This is a genomic window from Janibacter sp. YB324, from assembly GCF_014217915.1.
In the GTDB taxonomy this organism is placed as follows: domain Bacteria; phylum Actinomycetota; class Actinomycetes; order Actinomycetales; family Dermatophilaceae; genus Janibacter; species Janibacter indicus.
This window is the reverse complement of sequence record NZ_CP060120.1, coordinates 1,531,530-1,546,850: the sequence shown is the minus strand read 5'-3', so window position 1 is coordinate 1,546,850 and position 15,321 is coordinate 1,531,530. Positions and strand designations below refer to the sequence as shown.

Here is a 15,321-nt window from a genome sequence, read left to right as displayed (position 1 = left end):
TCCAGCAGACGATGAAGAAGTGGCTGCGCGCCCAACCCGAACAACCCGCCACCGTCCAGGCCCTGCAAACCCTGATCGACGAGTTCCGCGACGAGTACAACAACCGGCGACCCCACCGATCCCTACCGCACCGCGCCACCCCTGCCACCGCGTACACCGCCCGCCCCAAAGCCGCCCCCGGCACCCCCACCGCGACCCACGAACGCGTACGCACCGACAAGATCGACAAATCCGGCGTCGTCACCCTGCGCCACCACGGACGCCTGCACCACATCGGAGTCGGCCGACCCTACGCCGGAACCTACGTCCTGCTCCTCGTCCAAGACCTCGAGATCCGCATCATCAACGCCGCCACCGGCGAGATCCTGCGCGAGCTGACCCTCGACCCCACCCGCGACTACCAACCCACCGGCCGAAAACCCGGCCCACAAAAGCAATAGCCGGACCTACAAAAACGTAGGTCCGGCTATGCCGATGTCCTGAGACATCACACGGTCGGGCTGACAGGATTTGAACCTGCGACCCCTTGACCCCCAGTCAAGTGCGCTACCAAGCTGCGCCACAGCCCGTGGCTGCTCCCCTGCGGGAGCGAACGCCACAATATCCCACGCCACCGGCAGTCACCGAATCGGCCCCCGCCCCTTCGCGTCACGCCTGGAGGACGTGCCCGACTGGCAGGATCGAGGGCATGGATCCGACTCTCCCGCAGGCCTGGACACCGGCCATGACCCACGACCTGTGGGTGGGTCTCGGGGTCCTCACGGCCGGGATCGTCCTCGCCCTCGAGAAGCGTCGCCGGCGCGTCGACGACGAACGGATCTGGGTGCTCGTCGCGATGGCCGTCGCCTTCGGCGCGGTCGGTGCGCGCCTGGGCACGTGGCTGCAGCACCTCCAGCCCGGCGCCAACGACGGCCTCGTCCTGCACTGGGTCTACGGCAACCGCAGCATCCTCGGCGGGCTCGCCTTCGCCTACGTCGCCGTGCTCGTCGGCAAGCGCCTCACCGGCATGCGCTGGCGCACCGGCGCGCTCTTCGCCCCGGCGGTCGCCGCGGGCATGGCCGTCGGGCGGATCGGCTGCCTGCTGACCGAGGCCCCGGGGACCCCGACGGACCTGCCGTGGGGTGTCACGGTCAGCTCGGCCACCGACGCAGCCGCCTGGGGCGTGCCGGTCGGCACGACCCTGCACCCCTCCTTCGTTTACGAGATCGCCTTCCACCTGCTCGCGCTGCTCGCCCTGTGGATCTGGCGCGACCGGCTCGCGGACGCCGCCGACCTCTTCACGATCTACATCACCGGCTACGCCCTCTTCCGCTTCGCCGTCGAGATCGTGCGCGGCAACGAGGTCGTCTGGCTGGGACTGACCCGACCGCAGCTCGTGCTCGCGGTCACCCTCCCGCTGCTCATCTGGCGTAGCGTCATCGCCATCCGCCGACCTCGAGGAGGAGATCGTGAGCCAGCCACCGTCGTGGGGTGAGCCGCCACAGATCCCGCCGCATCGGCCGCCCTCTCCCCCGTCCCCACGCACGGGCCTCGGACTGGGGGCGGGCGCCGGACTCGGGGCCCTCGTCGGGATCCTCGGGCCGATCCTCATCGCCCTCGCGGCGTGGGGAGTCAACTCCCTCGTCCACGGGCAGGCGGGGGCCGACCTCACGGGGATGGCGATCATCGCGATCCTCATCATCCCCGTCGGACTCCTCATCGGGGGGTGCGTGCTCATGGTCCCCGACTCCACCCGCGGCTGGGGCGTGGGGGCGCTCGTCGCCTCCGGCGTGTGGCTCCTGTCCAGCGCCGGGGTGTGCACGGTCTTCTTCTTCGGCGCCCTCGCCACCTACAACGGCTGAGGAGTTCTCCTGCCATGACGCCACGCCCCACCCTCCAGCCCGACGCGGGGCCGGGACGCCCCCTTCGCGGCGACCGGATCCACCGCTACGTCAATGCCTTCTGCCCCACCTGCCACCACGAGCAGCCGGAGCGCGACCTCGCCGACGTGCGCCGGCTCAGTGGCTGGCTGGCCGAGCGCGAAGGGAGGATCTGGCTCGAGCGCGGCTGTCCCGAACACGGCCTCGTGCGCACCCTCTACGACGAGGACCCGCAGATCCTCGCCTACCTCGAGGAGTGGACGGCCCCGACGAAGTCGCACGTGCCCGACGTCGTCGGCAACTTCGCACCGGTGCCCTCGGCCTACCTCGACGGCCTGCCCGAGATGCAGACCCAGCACACCTGCATCCTCCTGGAGGACGTCACCGAGCAGTGCAACCTGCGCTGCCCCACGTGCTTCGCCGACTCGGCCCCCGCGCTGCAGGGCGTCGCCTCCGTCGAGGAGGTCCTGGCCAGCGTCGACGCCCGCCTGGCACGCGAGGACGGGCGGCTGGACGTGCTCATGTTGAGTGGCGGCGAACCGACCCTCCACCCGCAGCTCGAGCGGCTGCTCGACGAGCTCGTCGCCCGGCCCGTCGTGCGCATCCTCATCAACTCCAACGGCCTGCTCATCGCCCGCGACGACGCGCTGCTGGACCTGCTGCGCCGTCACCGGCAGCGGGTCGAGGTCTACCTGCAGTACGACGGGTCGAGCGCCGAGGCCTCGATGCACCACCGCGGCGGTGACCTGCGCGCCCATAAGGACGCGGCGATCCGCCGGCTGAGCAAGGCCGGGGTCTTCACGACGCTGACGATGACCGCCGCCCTCGGCGTCAACGACGACGAGATCGGGCACGTCATCACCAGGGCGCTGGACACCCCCTTCGTCTGCGGGGTGTCGATCCAGCCGATCTTCGGCTCCGGCCGGTCCTGGGCGATCGACGCGACCGACCGGCTCACCCACACCGGCGTGCTCGCCCGGATGGGCCCGCAGACCGATGGTCGGGTGACCTGGCGCGACCTGACCGCGCTCCCCTGCAGCCACCCGCACTGCGCGTCGGTCGGCTACCTGCTCAAGGACGACTCCGACACGTGGCGCTCGCTCACCGCCATCGTCGGGCACGACCAGCTCAAGGAGTGGCTGGACCTCGCTCCGGAGAGCTTCGCCAACCGGATCACCGATCAGGCGATCCCCGAGCAGATGCGCGCGGTCGTCAAGGACGCCGTCCTCGGCCTGCTCAGCGAGCAGACCTCCCTGTCCCACCCCCAGGTCGGCGACCTGTGGAAGGCCGTGTGCCAGACCTGCGACCTCGGCCTGTCGACGCTCACGACGCTGGTCACCTCACGCCTGCCCGGTCAGCACGAGCGGCTGCGCCGCCTCATGGGCGAGCGGGTCAAGCGGATCAGCGTCAAGCCCTTCATGGACATCGAGACGATGATCGAGGAGCGGCTGACGCAGTGCTGCGTGCACGTCGGCACCCGCGGGACGAAGGGAGACCAGTGCGCCCCCTTCTGCGCGGTCCAGGCGTGGGCTCCCTTGGCCCGGCAGAAGGTCGGTGTGCGTTCGCTGCCGATCAGCGTCGGCGGCGCTTCTCCCGCACCCGCACGCTGATCTCGATCGGCGTCCCCTCGAAGCCGAACTCCTCGCGCAGACGACGCTCGAGGAAGCGCCGGTAGCCGGCCTCGATGAAGCCCGAGGCGAAGATGACGAAGCGCGGCGGACGGGTCGAGGCCTGGGTCGCGAAGAGGATCCGCGGCTGCTTGCCCGAGCGCACCGGGTGCGGGTGTGCCGAGGCGATCTCGCCGAGCACGGCATTGAGTCGCGAGGTCGGCACGCGGGTGTCCCAGGAGTCGAGAGCCGTGTCGAGAGCCGGCGTCAGCCGGTCGACGTGGCGACCGGTGAGCGCCGACATGTTGACTCGCGGCGCCCACTGCGTCTGCACGAGCTCGCGCTCGATCTCGCGCTCGAGGTAGAAGCGCCGCTCCTCGTCGAGCATGTCCCACTTGTTGTAGGCGATGACGAGCGCGCGCCCGGCCTCGACGACCTGGCTGATGATCCTCAGGTCCTGCTCGGTGATCGACTCGTGCGTGTCGACGAGGACCACGGCGACCTCGGCCTTCTCGAGTGCAGCCTGGGTACGCAGCGAGGCGTAGAAGTCGGCGCCCTTGGTCTGGTGGACCCGCCGACGGATGCCGGCGGTGTCGACGAAGCGCCACGGACGCCCGCCGAGCTCGATGATCTCGTCGACGGGGTCACGCGTGGTCCCGGCGAAGTCGTCGACGACGACCCGCTCCTCCCCCGCGAGCTTGTTGAGCAGACTCGACTTGCCGACATTGGGCCGGCCGATGAGGGCCACGCGACGCGGACCCCCTTCGGGCATGGCCTTGCCCGACGCGGAGACCTCCGGCATGACGTCGAGGACGGCATCGAGTGCGTCGCCGCTCCCCCGCCCGTGGAGGGCGGAGACGGGCATCGGCTCGCCCAGACCGAGGTTCCACAGGGCGGCGGCGTCGGCCTCGAAGCGCTGGTCGTCGACCTTGTTGGCGACGAGGACGACCGGCTTGCCGGATTTGCGCAGCAGGCGCACGACCGCCTCGTCGTCGTCCGTCGCGCCCACGACGGCGTCGACGACGAAGACGACGACATCGGCCATCTCGATGGCGACCTCGGCCTGCTCGGCGACGCGCAGGTGGATGCCCTCGGCGCCGATCTCCCAGCCGCCCGTGTCGAGCAGCGTGAAGCGCCGGCCGGACCACTCGGCGTCGTAGGCGACCCGGTCACGGGTGACGCCCGGCGTGTCCTCGACGACCGCCTCACGGCGGCGCAGGACGCGGTTGACGAAGGTCGACTTGCCGACATTGGGCCGGCCGACGATGGCGACGACCGGCAGCGGTCCGGCGGCCTCCTCGGCGGCCTCCGGCTGGAAGCCGTCGATGATCGCGCGGTCCTCGGGCGTCAGCTCGAAGTCCTCGAGCCCGGCACGCAGCACCCGCTCGACGCCCTCGGCGCTCTCGTCGTCCCCGTGGGATGCGGTGGGTTCGGTGGTGTCCACGATGCTCCTGGTCAGTCGGTGGTGACGGCCATTGTCGCAGCCGTGGGCGGCCGCGGCCGCCGATGTCGAAGGGGGTGTCAGCTCGCTCGCGCAGCAGCGACGACGTCCATCACCGCGGCGACCGAGCCCTCGAAGTCGAGATCGGACGTGTCGACGACGGTCACACCCTCCGCGGCCTCGGTGAACTGCGAGACGGTCGAGTCGTCGCGGTCGCGGCGCACGACCTGGTCACGGGTCGCGGCGATGGCCGCCTCGTCGGTGGCGCCGTGCACCTCGAGCGAGCGGCGCCGCAGCCGGGCCTCCTCGCTCGCGGTGAGCAGGATGCGCACCTGGGCGTCGGGCGCGATGACGGTCGTGACGTCGCGTCCCTCGGCGACGCACGCACCGTGGCGCGCGGCGATGTCGTCGATGAGCGCGCGCTGACGTCGCTGCATCTCGACGCGCACCTCGGGCACGGTCGCGACGGTCGAGACGAGAGAGCTGATCTCGCTGGTGCGGATCGCTACGGCGACGTCGGTGCCGTCGACGGCGACCGTCGGCGCCTGCGGGTCGTCGCCGATCTCGAGCGGCAGGCCGAGGGCGGCCGCGATGATCGCGTCGGCGTCCCCGAGGTCGACCTCGGTGTGCCGGCACCACCACGTCAGGGCCCTGTACATCGCACCGGTGTCGAGGTAGCCGGCGCCGAGCCGGGTGGCGACGGCACGCGAGACGCTGGACTTGCCGGATCCCGAGGGTCCGTCGATGCCGATGACGAAGGGGGCGGGCTGGCTGGTCACGAGGGGTCAGCCTAGTCGCCGCTCAGGAGTGGATCTGCCACCCGCGGGTCTGCAGGGCCTCGGTGAGGGGTCCCGCAGCAGCCGGGAGCACGGAGATCTCCGCCACGCCGAAGGGCAGTCCGAGCCCGTGGTCGAGGCGCAGGTCCTCCATGTTGACCCCCTCCTCGCCGATCTCGGTGAGCAGCCGCGCGACCTCGCCCGGGCGGTCGTCGACGACGACCCGCACCACGGCGTAGGCAGCCGGCGGCGCACCGTGCTTGCCCGGGATGCGGGCGTGGCCGGCATTGCCGTCGGCGATGCTGCGGGCGAGCACCGCGCGGGCGCCGGGGGCGTCCGCGACGTGCGGGTCCGTCGACAGGGCCTCGAGGGCCTCGACGATCCCGACGAGGTCCTGGGACATCGCGCGCAGCACCTGTGCGACGGCTCCGGCATTGCCGGAGAGGATCTGGGTCCACAGGCCGGGGTCGCTCGCGGCGATCCGGGTGACGTCACGCACGCCCTGGCCGGCCAGGCCCACGGCCTGCTCGCTCAGGTGCTCCAGCCGGGCCGCGACGAGCGAGGCGGCGACCTGCGGTGCGTGGGAGACGGCGGCCACGGCGGCGTCGTGGTCGGCGGGGCTGAGGGTCGTGACCGCGGCGCCCGTGGCCTGGGCGAGCCGGGAGACGACCTGCGTGGCGGCCGGGTCGCTCCCTGCGTGCGGGCAGAGCACCCACGCCCGGCCCTCGAAGAGGTCGGCCCGCGCACTGATCGCGCCCGAGCGCTCGCGGCCGGCCATCGGGTGGCTGCCGACATAGCGCTCGATGGCCACGCCGGCGCGCACGAGATCGGCGAGGATCACCTGCTTGACGGACGCGACGTCGGTGACGACGGCCTCGGGCCACCGCTGCAGCGCGGCGACGACGAGCCGAGGCGTGACGTCCGGCGGCGCGGCCACGACGACGACACCGGGGGCGACGTCACCGGTGATCCGTCCTGCCCCGAGGTCACGGGCCAGCGAGACCGAGGTCTCCGACTGGTCCTCGAGCGTGACGTCGGCACCGGCGGCGGTGAGCGCCAGCCCGATGCTCGCGCCGATGAGGCCGGTCCCGATGACGTGCACGGGGGGCAGAGCGGAGGCCGCTCCCTTCGCCTCGGTGGAGGCGGTCACAGCCCCGCAGCCTTGTAGAGGTCGCTGATCTCGCGCTGGCTGAGCGGCCGCCAGCGGCCGGACTTCGTCGACCCGAGGGTGATCGGCCCGACCTGGGTGCGCACGAGCGAGATGACCGGGTGACCGACGTGCTCGAGGAGGCGACGCACGATGTGCTTGCGCCCCTCGTGGAGGATCACCTCGACGATCGCCTTGCCCGGCTTGGAGTCGACGATGCGGAAGGAGTCGACCTGGACCGGCCCGTCGTCGAGCTCGACGCCGGCGCGCAGCGTCTTGCCGAGGTCTTTGGGCACCGGCCCGGGGATCTCGGCGATGTAGGTCTTGAGCACGCCGTGGGCGGGGTGCTGCAGCCGGTGGGCGAGGTCGCCGTCGTTGGTGAGGATGAGCAGGCCCTCGGTGTCGGCGTCGAGGCGCCCGACGTGGAAGAGCCGCTCCGGGCGGCCGGCGACGTAGTCGCCGATGTTGAGCCGGCCGAGCTCGTCGGACATCGTCGTGACGACGCCCGCAGGCTTGTTGAAGGCGAGGTAGACCCGCGACTCGTCGAGCTGGATCCGCTCGCCGTCGACGTGGACGGTCTGGCGAAGGGGGTCGACGCGCACCCCGAGCTCGGTGACGACCTGACCGTCGACCTCGACGCGGCCCTCGGCGATGAGCAGCTCGCAGGCGCGGCGGGAGCCGACGCCTGCGGCGGCCAGCACCTTCTGCAGGCGGGTGCCCTCGGGGTCGTGGACGTCGATCGTCGGCAGGCGCGGCGGCTCCGGGGCCAGGTCGGGCTGGCCCTTGCGGCTGCGACCGGTGGTCCCCCGGTCGGGCTGGGGGCGTCGGCCGGGGCGCGGGGGCTTCTTCGGTCCGGTGCCTCGGGGGGCACCCTGGGGGCCTCCGGGACGGCGGTTGCGGGGTGGGGTCATCAGCGGGCCTCGTTCACGAGTTCGTCGAGCACGGATGCGTCGGGCAGGTAGGGGGCGATGGGCGGCAGGTCGTCGAGGGAGTTCAGGCCCATGCGCTCGAGGAAGTAGGGCGTCGTCCCGTAGAGCGTGGCACCGGACTCCTCGTCCTTGGTCACCTCGATGATCAGGCCACGGGTGAGCAGGGTGCGCACGACACCGTCGACGTTGACGCCGCGGACGGCGCTGATCCGCGCCCGGGAGATGGGCTGGCGGTAGGCGACGACGGCGAGGGTTTCGAGGGAGGCCGCGGTCAGCCGCGACTGCTGGCCGTCGAGGACGAAGCGCTCGACGACCGGGGCGTAGGCGTGGTGGCTGTAGAAGCGCCAACCTCCCCCGACGTTGCGCACGGTGAACCCGTGGGTGCCGTCGCCGTAGTGCCGCTCGAGGTCGTCGAGGACCTCGCGGATCTCCTCGACGGGCAGCTCCAGGGCAGAGGCGAGCGCGTGGTCGGTCACCGGCTCCTCGACGACCATGAGCACGGCCTCGATCGCCGCGCGGGCACCGCCGGGCAGCTCGCCGACGTCGAAGGCGACCTGCACGTCGTCGCCGGTCTCCGCCTCCGAGGCTGCGGCGTCGTCCTGCGGCTGGTCCGGCAGGGTCTCGGGTTCAGTCATCGTCGTCCTCCACGTCCGCTGCGTCCTCCTGCTCCGGCGAAGGGGGCGCAGCCTCCCCTTCGTCGAACTCGGCCCCGACGTCCACGGTGCCCTCGTCGCTGCCGGTCCAGCTCACCTCGAGGTCACCGAGGGCCTCCGGCTGGTCGAAGACGACCTGCTTGTCACGGAAGAGCTCAAGCAGCGCGAGGAAGCGGGCCACGACGACGAGGGTGGAGTCGGCGTCGCGCACCAGCGCGCGGAAGGACGTCGTGCCCTCGCTGCGCAGTCGGTCGACGACGACGACCGCCTGCTCGCGCACGCTGACGGCCGGCGCGTGCAGATGGGTCAGCCCGACGGTCTCGGGCTCCTTGGGGGTCAGGGCCCGGGCGGCGATCAACGCCAGCTGCTCGGGCGTGATGCTGATGACCAGCTCGGGCAGCAGCTGCGCCAGGTGCGGCTCGAGGCCGGCCTGGCGGGCGGTCATGCGCCCGGTCGCCTGCATCGTCTCGCCGAGGTGGGCGGCGACGTCCTTGAAGGCGCGGTACTGCAGCAGGCGCGCGAAGAGCAGGTCGCGGGCCTCGATGAGCTCGAGGTCCTCTTCGTCACCGTCGCCGGTGTTGGGCAGCAGGCGGGCGGCCTTGATGTCGAGCAGGGTCGCCGCGACGAGGAGGAACTCGCTCGTCTGCCCGAGGTCCCAGGAGGGTTCGCTCGCCTGCAGCGCCCGCAGGTGGGCCATGAACTCGTCGGTGACGCGCGCCAGCGCGATCTCGGTGATGTCGAGCTGGTGCTTGCTGATCAGACCGAGCAGCAGGTCGAAGGGACCCTCGAAGTTGTCCAGGTGAACGGTGAAGGCCTGCTCTGCACCACGCTTGGTGATGACGCCGCCGGGGACGGCCTCCACGGTCGTCAGGGGGCGCCGCCGCGCGAGATGAGCTCGCGGGCCAGCTGACGGTAGGCGTTGGCGCCCGAGTGGCCGGTGGCGTAGGTGGTGATCGGCTCCGCGGCGAGCGTGGCGTCGGGGAACTTCACCGTGCGGGAGATGACCGTGTGGAAGACCTTGTCGCCGAAGTGCTCGACGACCGAGCCGACGACCTCGCGGCTGTGGAGCGTGCGTCCGTCGAACATCGTCGCGAGGATGCCGTCGATCGTCAGGCCGGGGTTGAGCCGGTCGGTGATCTTGTCGATCGTCTCGACGAGCAGGGCGACGCCACGCATGGCGAAGTACTCGGTCTCGAGCGGGATGATCACGCCGTGGGCGGCGGTGAGCGCGTTGACCGTGAGCAGGCCGAGCGAGGGCTGGCAGTCGATGAGGACGACGTCGTAGTCGTCGACGACGGGGCGCAGCACCCGGGTGAGGATCTGCTCGCGGGCCACCTCGCCGACGAGCTGGACCTCGGCGGCCGACAGGTCGATGTTGGCCGGGGCGACGTCGAGGCCCTCGACCGAGGTGTGCTGGATGATCTCGGTGATCTCGTGCCCGCGGCTGACCAGCAGGTCGTAGATCGTGAGGTCGAGCGTGTGGGTGGGCACGCCCAGCCCGACGGACAGGGCGCCCTGGGGGTCGAAGTCGACGAGCAGGACCCGGCGGCCGGCCTCGGCAAGCGCGGCGCCGAGGTTGATCGTCGTGGTCGTCTTGCCGACGCCGCCCTTCTGGTTGCACATCGCGATGATGCGGGCCGGGCCGTGCGACGCCAGGGGCGGCGGCTCGGGGAAGGAGGGCATGGGTCGGCCGGTCGGACCCGGCTGGGCCATGTCGTGCTCGAGGTCGAGCGGCGGCGTCACCTCGGATGCCACAGTCGGATCACTCCATCGGGTCTGGCGGTCGGTCAGCCTCTCGCTGATCAGCGCCGACACTATCAGCGGGCGCGGGGGTGGCTCTGTGCGTAGACCTCGCGCAGCTGGTCGACGGTGACCATCGTGTAGATCTGCGTGGTCGTCACCGAGGCGTGCCCGAGCAGCTCCTGCACGACCCGCACGTCGGCGCCGCCCTCGAGCAGGTGGGTGGCGAAGGAGTGTCGCAGGGTGTGCGGCGAGACGTGCCCGGAGAGGTTGGCCCGTCCGGCCGCCGTGGTGATGACCTCCCAGGCGCTCTGGCGGGACAGGCGGGCGCCGCGGCGGTTGAGGAAGAGCGCCGGGCCCGCCTTCCCCTTCGCCGACAGCTCGGGTCGGCCGCGCACGAGCCAGGCCCGCACCGCGTCGACGGCGTAGGAGCCGAGCGGGACGACACGCTCCTTGCCGCCCTTGCCGAGAAGCCGCGCGGCACCGATGTCGAGGTCGAGATCGTCGAGGTCGAGGCCCACTGCCTCGGAGATGCGCGCCCCGGTGCCGTAGAGCACCTCGAGCAGGGCCTGGTCGCGCAGCGGGATCGCCCCGTCGCCGACACCGGCCGCGTCGATGAGTCGGGTCACCTCGTCGCGGCCGATGGCCTTGGGCAGGCGCGAAGGGGGTGCTGGCGGCGCCACGTCCTGGGCCGGGTTGTGCGCGGTCTCCCCCTCGAGCGCGAGGAACTTGTGCAGCCCGCGCACGGCCACGAGCGTGCGTGCAGCGGAGGTGGCGGCCAGCGGTGGGTGCTCGTCGTCCCCGGTGCGAAGGGAGGCCAAGAACCCTGAGACGTGCAGCTCGGTGACGTCGCCGGGAGCGGTGATGCCCTGCTCGGCGAGGTGCGCGACGTAGCGCCGGGCGTCACGGGTGTAGGCCGCGAGGGTGTGGGCGGAGACCCCGCGCTCGACGTCCAGCTGGGTCAGCCAGGTGCGCACGGCCCGCTCCATGGGCGTGCTGCTCACCGGGGCCGGCCTTCCGTGGAGGGTGCGTGTTGTGCCGCGGGCACGCCATTGTGCCCACGGGTGGCAGGGCCACGGATGGGGAGTGTAATGGCCTGCATGAAGCTTTATGCGGATCTGCCCGCACGTCGAACCGGACAGCTCGTGGCCGACGCGCTCATGCTCGCCTGGGTGCTCGTCTGGGCCCGGATCGGCGTGGCCGTGCACGACACGACGATGCAGCTGGCCGAGCCGGGGCGCAGACTGGAGTCTGCGGGCAGTGGGTTCAAGGAACGGCTGGAGTCCGCCGGCGACAACGTCGACGACCTGCCGATCCTCGACGACCGGGTGGCCGACCCCTTCCGCGACGCCGCTGGCGCCGGGACGAGTATCGAGGACGCCGGCCACAACCTCGTCGACGCGGTCGAGCGCCTGGCCACCACCCTCGGCTGGGTCACCGCCCTCACCCCGGTGCTCATCGTCGGCACCTTCTGGCTCGCCGCCCGCCTGCGGTTCGTCCGACGCGCCACGGCGGCCCAGTCGCTCGTGGACCACGTCGACGACCTCGACCTCTTCGCCCTGCGAGCCATGGCCAACCAGCCGCTGCAGCGCCTGTCCCGGATCAGCCCCGACCCCGCCGGCGCGTGGCGCCGCGGCGATGCCGACGTGATCCACGAGCTGGCCTTGCTGGAGCTCGCCGACTGCGGACTGCGCCCGCCCCCGGGCGCGGGGCACCGCGGCCCAGGCCACAGCGGCCCAGACGCCAGCGGCTCCAGGACCTGACGCGCCCGGTCGGTCGGCAGGGCAGTGGCCGTCCGAGCCGTACGCCGTTGCTCCGAACCACGGGCCAGAGTCCGCGCAGACGGACAGTAATGGCCATCCCAGCCCATACGCCGTTGCTCCGAACCACGGGCAAGGATCCGCACAGTCCGACAGCAATTGGCCGCCCCAGCCCATACGCCGTTGCTCCCTAGGACGGACCACGATTCCGCGCATCACGGCAGTCCTGATCCTTGGTTGGTCGGTCTGCCGCGTGGTCCAAGGGCGTTCGAGCTGATGCCCGTAGCCGCCGAACCCCGCCCGTCGTACGGAGCAACGGCGTAGTGGATGGAGCCGGTGGGTGCCTGCCGGCGACGGCCCAGCCGCTCGTCGTCCGGAGCAACGGCATAGTGGCTGGAGCCGGTGGGACCTGCCCGCGACGGCCCAGTCGCCCGTCGTACGGAGCAGTGGCGGCAACTGTTCGTCCCCAGTCGGGTTCGCCTCGCCGCTGCCGTCCACAGGCACGTGGTCGGTCCCCACCGCATGACCCGGAGGGCGAAGGATCGGAGCATGACCAGCTCACCGGACCCGGACCACTCCCCCGCACCAGACGCGCCTGACGAGAGTCGACGTCCATCGGGCGGAGCGTCACAACCCGAGACGACCTGCCCCCTGCCGTGCACGACCTGCGCCGCGCCGGGTGACTGCGAGGACTGCCTCGACTGCCTCTACTGGCCGGCAAGAGTCGATGACGAGCCAGAGCCGGTGAGCACCCCGCGAGGCTACGCCCACCCCAGCAAAGCAGCTGAGCTCGACCGCGCACGAGCCGGCCTGGGCATCGCCGATCGGGTGGGCCTCCTGTCGCGGCGCCACCGTCGGCTGCACCACCTGAGCCAACGTGACATGGCCGCCGAGATCGGGTGGAGCCGCTCCTCCCTGGGCAGGTTGGAGAGCGACGCGGGGGCACTGACGGTCGCCAAGGTCGACGGGCTCCTGCGGCACATCGGCTTCCGACTGGCCCTGCTGCCAGTGGACCCGGCTCCGCCCGACCCCGAGGAGCCAGACCCTGAGCCTCCCGACCCCGTGGCAACGGCGATGCCCATCCCCCGCCCGCCCGGTCTCGTCGGAGCGGAGCCGCCGAGCACGTGGTGGGGCGCCGAGGACCTGCTGGCGCGCGATGCCGGATCCCGGCGCCCGCCACCTGACGCACAGGTCACGTGGCACACGGCGCAGGAGCTGCGCGAGGACTCGACCCTCAAGGGGCGCGCGTGGACCTGGCGACGACCCCAGCGAGGGTCTGCTGCGTGACCTGCCGCGCGGCGCTCAGCCCTCGAGCGCCACGACCTGAGGTCGCAGGTCCTGCGCCGGGCACTCCCAGGACGCCGCATCCGCGTCACTCTGCTCGCCGGACCGGATGTCCTTGACCTGGTCGCCGTCGCCCTCGGCCGCGCCGGGGAACCACACGTACGGGATGCCCCGGCGCTCCGCGAAGCGGATCTGCTTGCCGAACTTCGCCGCCGCCGGCGCTACCTCGCAGGGGATCCCCCGCGCACGCAGCGCCGTGGCCACCGCCACGGACCGGGCCCGGGTCTCCTCGTCGGTCACCGCGACGAGGACCGCCGACGGCGACTTCCGCGAGGCACCGACGAGTCCCTTGCCGAGCAGCAGGCCGAGCAGTCGCGAGAGACCGATCGAGATCCCCACACCCGGGTAGGTGGTGCGCCCGTCACTGGCGAGCTCGTCGTAGCGGCCGCCGGAGCAGAAGGAGCCCCACGACTCGTAGCCGACCAGCTGTGTCTCGTAGACCGTGCCGGTGTAGTAGTCGAGACCGCGGGCGATCCGCAGGTCCGCAACCATCGCCCCGGGCGCTGCCGCGGCGCCGGTCTCGATGACCGCCGCCAGGGCGGCGAGCCCCTCGTCGAGCACCTCGTGCTCGACGCCCAGGGCACGGACGCGCTCCACGAAGGAGGTGTCCTCGGTCCGGATCGCCGCAAGGTCGAGGCAGGCCTGCGCCTGCTCGGGCGTGCGCCCGGCCTCGACGAGCAGCTCGACGACCTTGTCGGGCCCGACCTTGTCGAGCTTGTCGACGATGCGCAGCGTGCCGGCGACGTCGTCGATCCCCAGCCCGCGGTAGAAGCCCTCCGGGATCTTGCGGTTGTTGACCTGGATGACCATCCGCGGGATCGGCAGCTTCGCGAAGATCTCCGCCATGACGAGCGGCATCTCGGCCTCGAAGTGCGGCGCCAGCTCCCCGGAGTCGACGACGTCGATGTCGCACTGGGTGAACTCGCGGTAGCGCCCCTCCTGGGGGCGCTCGCCACGCCAGACCTTCTGGATCTGGTGGCGGCGGAAGGGGAAGTTCAGCCGGCCCGCATTTTCGACGACGTAGCGCGCGAAGGGCACGGTCAGGTCGAAGTGCAGGCCCAGCTGCCCCTCACGACCGGGGGCGGACCCCCCTTCGTCATCGGCGAGACGGTGGATCCCGTAGATCTCCTTGTCGGCGTCGCCGCCCTTGCCCAGCAGCCGCTCGACCGGCTCCACGGCACGGGTCTCGATCGACGGGAAGCCGTGCAGCTCGAAGGTCGAGCGGATGACGTCGATGAAGTGCTGCTCGACGACCCGCTGCTCCGGCAGGTACTCGGGGAAGCCCGACAGGGGGGTGACCTTGGTCGGTCGGGGGGCGGTGGCGCGGTCGTTCATCACAGTCCTTGCAGGTACGGGTTGGTCGCCTTTTCGCGGCCGAGCGTCGTCGCCGGTCCGTGTCCGGGCAGGACGAGGCTGGAGTCCGGTCGCGGATGGACGACACGACGAAGGGATTCCTGCATCGCTGCGTCCGACCCGCCCGGGAGGTCGGTGCGCCCGATCGAGCCGGCGAAGAGCACGTCCCCGGTGATCAGGGTGCGGTCGACCTGCGCCTCGTCGGGGATGCCATCGGGTACCCGGCTCATCCCGAAGACCACGGACCCCTCGGTGTGCCCGGGTGCGTGCGCGACCTCGAGCTCCAGACCGGCCACGGTCAGCCGCTCGCTGTCGGTGATCTCGACGACCGTCTCGGGCTCACGCCAGGTGACCTGCTTGCCGAACTGCTGCTCGAGCATGCCGCTCAGGGCCGGGCCGAGCGACGAGCTCGACAGCGGGTCGGCGAGACGGTAGCGGTCGTCGGCGTGGATGTAGGCAGCCAGCTCGCCGCCGCAGACGGGGGTCACCGAGAAGACGTGGTCGACGTGACCGTGGGTGAGGAGCACCGCCGCCGGCTTGAGCCGGTGGGTGGTGAGCACCTCCCGCAAGGTCTCCTCGATGCCGATCCCCGGGTCGACGATGACGCACTCCTCGCCCGGGGCGTCGGCGAGGACGTAGCAGTTGGTCCCGAAGGCCTGGGCCGGGAAGGAGACGGTGAGCACGTCCCAACCCTACGTGCGCCCCCGCACGC

16 protein-coding genes and 1 tRNA gene are annotated in these 15,321 nt (G+C 71.7%); 6 read left to right on the top strand and 11 right to left on the bottom strand.

Translation table 11 applies throughout. The features are described 5' to 3' along the window. The first annotated feature begins 11 nt into the window (after positions 1-11). On the top strand, positions 12-440 hold the full coding sequence (locus tag H7A72_RS07445; protein WP_255494288.1) for an integrase core domain-containing protein: 429 nt from the start codon (positions 12-14) through the stop codon (positions 438-440). 55 nt (positions 441-495) lie between these two features. On the opposite strand, the gene H7A72_RS07440 is transcribed toward H7A72_RS07445, so the two are convergent. Further along, a tRNA-Pro gene (locus H7A72_RS07440) sits at positions 496-569 on the bottom strand. Positions 570-688: 119 nt separating this feature from the next. Between H7A72_RS07440 and H7A72_RS07435 the strand changes: the two genes are divergently transcribed. The 3 genes from H7A72_RS07435 to H7A72_RS07425 are packed head-to-tail and all read left to right on the top strand — an operon-like array spanning position 689 to position 3,469. Beyond that, entirely contained in the window at positions 689-1,474 is a 786-nt protein-coding gene (locus H7A72_RS07435; RefSeq protein WP_223277834.1) for a prolipoprotein diacylglyceryl transferase, read from the top strand. Further along, positions 1,449-1,841 (top strand): hypothetical protein, encoded by a 393-nt coding sequence (locus H7A72_RS07430; RefSeq protein ID WP_185222144.1) that lies wholly within the window; start codon positions 1,449-1,451, stop codon positions 1,839-1,841. Before H7A72_RS07435 ends, H7A72_RS07430 begins: the two co-directional genes overlap by 26 nt. Before the next feature lie 14 nt (positions 1,842-1,855). Continuing rightward, positions 1,856-3,469, top strand: coding sequence for a radical SAM protein (locus H7A72_RS07425; protein WP_185222143.1), 1,614 nt, complete (start codon positions 1,856-1,858; stop codon positions 3,467-3,469). Here the strand turns inward: H7A72_RS07425 and der are convergent. The 8 genes from der to H7A72_RS07385 form a co-directional block, all read right to left on the bottom strand. Then, positions 3,432-4,913, bottom strand: coding sequence for a ribosome biogenesis GTPase Der (der, locus tag H7A72_RS07420; protein WP_185222323.1), 1,482 nt, complete (start codon positions 4,911-4,913; stop codon positions 3,432-3,434). The genes H7A72_RS07425 and der overlap by 38 nt on opposite strands. A gap of 74 nt (positions 4,914-4,987) precedes the next feature. Further along, positions 4,988-5,686, bottom strand: coding sequence for a (d)CMP kinase (cmk, locus tag H7A72_RS07415; protein WP_185222142.1), 699 nt, complete (start codon positions 5,684-5,686; stop codon positions 4,988-4,990). A gap of 22 nt (positions 5,687-5,708) precedes the next feature. Continuing rightward, positions 5,709-6,833, bottom strand: coding sequence for a prephenate dehydrogenase (locus H7A72_RS07410; protein WP_185222141.1), 1,125 nt, complete (start codon positions 6,831-6,833; stop codon positions 5,709-5,711). After that, positions 6,830-7,741 (bottom strand): pseudouridine synthase, encoded by a 912-nt coding sequence (locus H7A72_RS07405; RefSeq protein WP_072624531.1) that lies wholly within the window; start codon positions 7,739-7,741, stop codon positions 6,830-6,832. Before H7A72_RS07405 ends, H7A72_RS07410 begins: the two co-directional genes overlap by 4 nt. Then, entirely contained in the window at positions 7,741-8,394 is a 654-nt protein-coding gene (gene scpB / locus H7A72_RS07400; RefSeq protein ID WP_185222140.1) for an SMC-Scp complex subunit ScpB, read from the bottom strand. The genes H7A72_RS07405 and scpB overlap by 1 nt, the downstream gene beginning before the upstream one ends. Beyond that, positions 8,387-9,274 carry a ScpA family protein gene (locus H7A72_RS07395; RefSeq protein ID WP_185222139.1) on the bottom strand — a complete coding sequence of 296 codons (888 nt, stop codon included), beginning with the start codon at positions 9,272-9,274 and terminating at the stop codon, positions 8,387-8,389. The genes scpB and H7A72_RS07395 overlap by 8 nt, the downstream gene beginning before the upstream one ends. A gap of 5 nt (positions 9,275-9,279) precedes the next feature. Further along, complete coding sequence (locus H7A72_RS07390) at positions 9,280-10,125, bottom strand: ParA family protein (RefSeq protein ID WP_084452806.1); 846 nt, start codon at positions 10,123-10,125, stop codon at positions 9,280-9,282. Between the two features lie 104 nt (positions 10,126-10,229). Then, complete coding sequence (locus tag H7A72_RS07385) at positions 10,230-11,141, bottom strand: site-specific tyrosine recombinase XerD (protein WP_185222322.1); 912 nt, start codon at positions 11,139-11,141, stop codon at positions 10,230-10,232. A 156-nt stretch (positions 11,142-11,297) separates the two neighbouring features. On the opposite strand from H7A72_RS07385, the gene H7A72_RS07380 reads away from it, so the two are divergent. Both H7A72_RS07380 and H7A72_RS07375 read left to right on the top strand, forming a co-directional pair. Beyond that, positions 11,298-11,915 (top strand): hypothetical protein, encoded by a 618-nt coding sequence (locus H7A72_RS07380; protein WP_223277831.1) that lies wholly within the window; start codon positions 11,298-11,300, stop codon positions 11,913-11,915. Positions 11,916-12,656: 741 nt separating this feature from the next. Beyond that, positions 12,657-13,199 carry a helix-turn-helix transcriptional regulator gene (locus tag H7A72_RS07375; RefSeq protein WP_185222137.1) on the top strand — a complete coding sequence of 181 codons (543 nt, stop codon included), beginning with the start codon at positions 12,657-12,659 and terminating at the stop codon, positions 13,197-13,199. Between the two features lie 15 nt (positions 13,200-13,214). Here H7A72_RS07375 and hisS read toward each other — a convergent pair whose 3' ends face one another. Further along, positions 13,215-14,591 carry a histidine--tRNA ligase gene (gene hisS / locus H7A72_RS07370; RefSeq protein WP_185222136.1) on the bottom strand — a complete coding sequence of 459 codons (1,377 nt, stop codon included), beginning with the start codon at positions 14,589-14,591 and terminating at the stop codon, positions 13,215-13,217. Continuing rightward, a complete protein-coding gene (locus tag H7A72_RS07365) occupies positions 14,591-15,292 on the bottom strand; it encodes an MBL fold metallo-hydrolase (protein WP_185222135.1) in 702 nt (233 codons plus the stop codon). Before H7A72_RS07365 ends, hisS begins: the two co-directional genes overlap by 1 nt. Positions 15,293-15,321 lie beyond the last annotated feature (29 nt).

What these genes read in the sequence shown, in the direction of transcription:
- H7A72_RS07445 (WP_255494288.1), top strand. Translation starts at nt 12, where the DNA reads ATGAAGAAGTGGCTGCGCGCCCAACCCGAACAACCCGCCACCGTCCAG.
- H7A72_RS07385 (WP_185222322.1), bottom strand. Translation starts at nt 11,141, where the DNA reads ATGGAGCGGGCCGTGCGCACCTGGCTGACCCAGCTGGACGTCGAGCGC.
- H7A72_RS07390 (WP_084452806.1), bottom strand. Translation starts at nt 10,125, where the DNA reads ATGGCCCAGCCGGGTCCGACCGGCCGACCCATGCCCTCCTTCCCCGAG.
- scpB (WP_185222140.1), bottom strand. Translation starts at nt 8,394, where the DNA reads ATGACTGAACCCGAGACCCTGCCGGACCAGCCGCAGGACGACGCCGCA.
- H7A72_RS07435 (WP_223277834.1), top strand. Translation starts at nt 689, where the DNA reads ATGGATCCGACTCTCCCGCAGGCCTGGACACCGGCCATGACCCACGAC.
- H7A72_RS07425 (WP_185222143.1), top strand. Translation starts at nt 1,856, where the DNA reads ATGACGCCACGCCCCACCCTCCAGCCCGACGCGGGGCCGGGACGCCCC.
- hisS (WP_185222136.1), bottom strand. Translation starts at nt 14,591, where the DNA reads ATGAACGACCGCGCCACCGCCCCCCGACCGACCAAGGTCACCCCCCTG.
- H7A72_RS07405 (WP_072624531.1), bottom strand. Translation starts at nt 7,741, where the DNA reads ATGACCCCACCCCGCAACCGCCGTCCCGGAGGCCCCCAGGGTGCCCCC.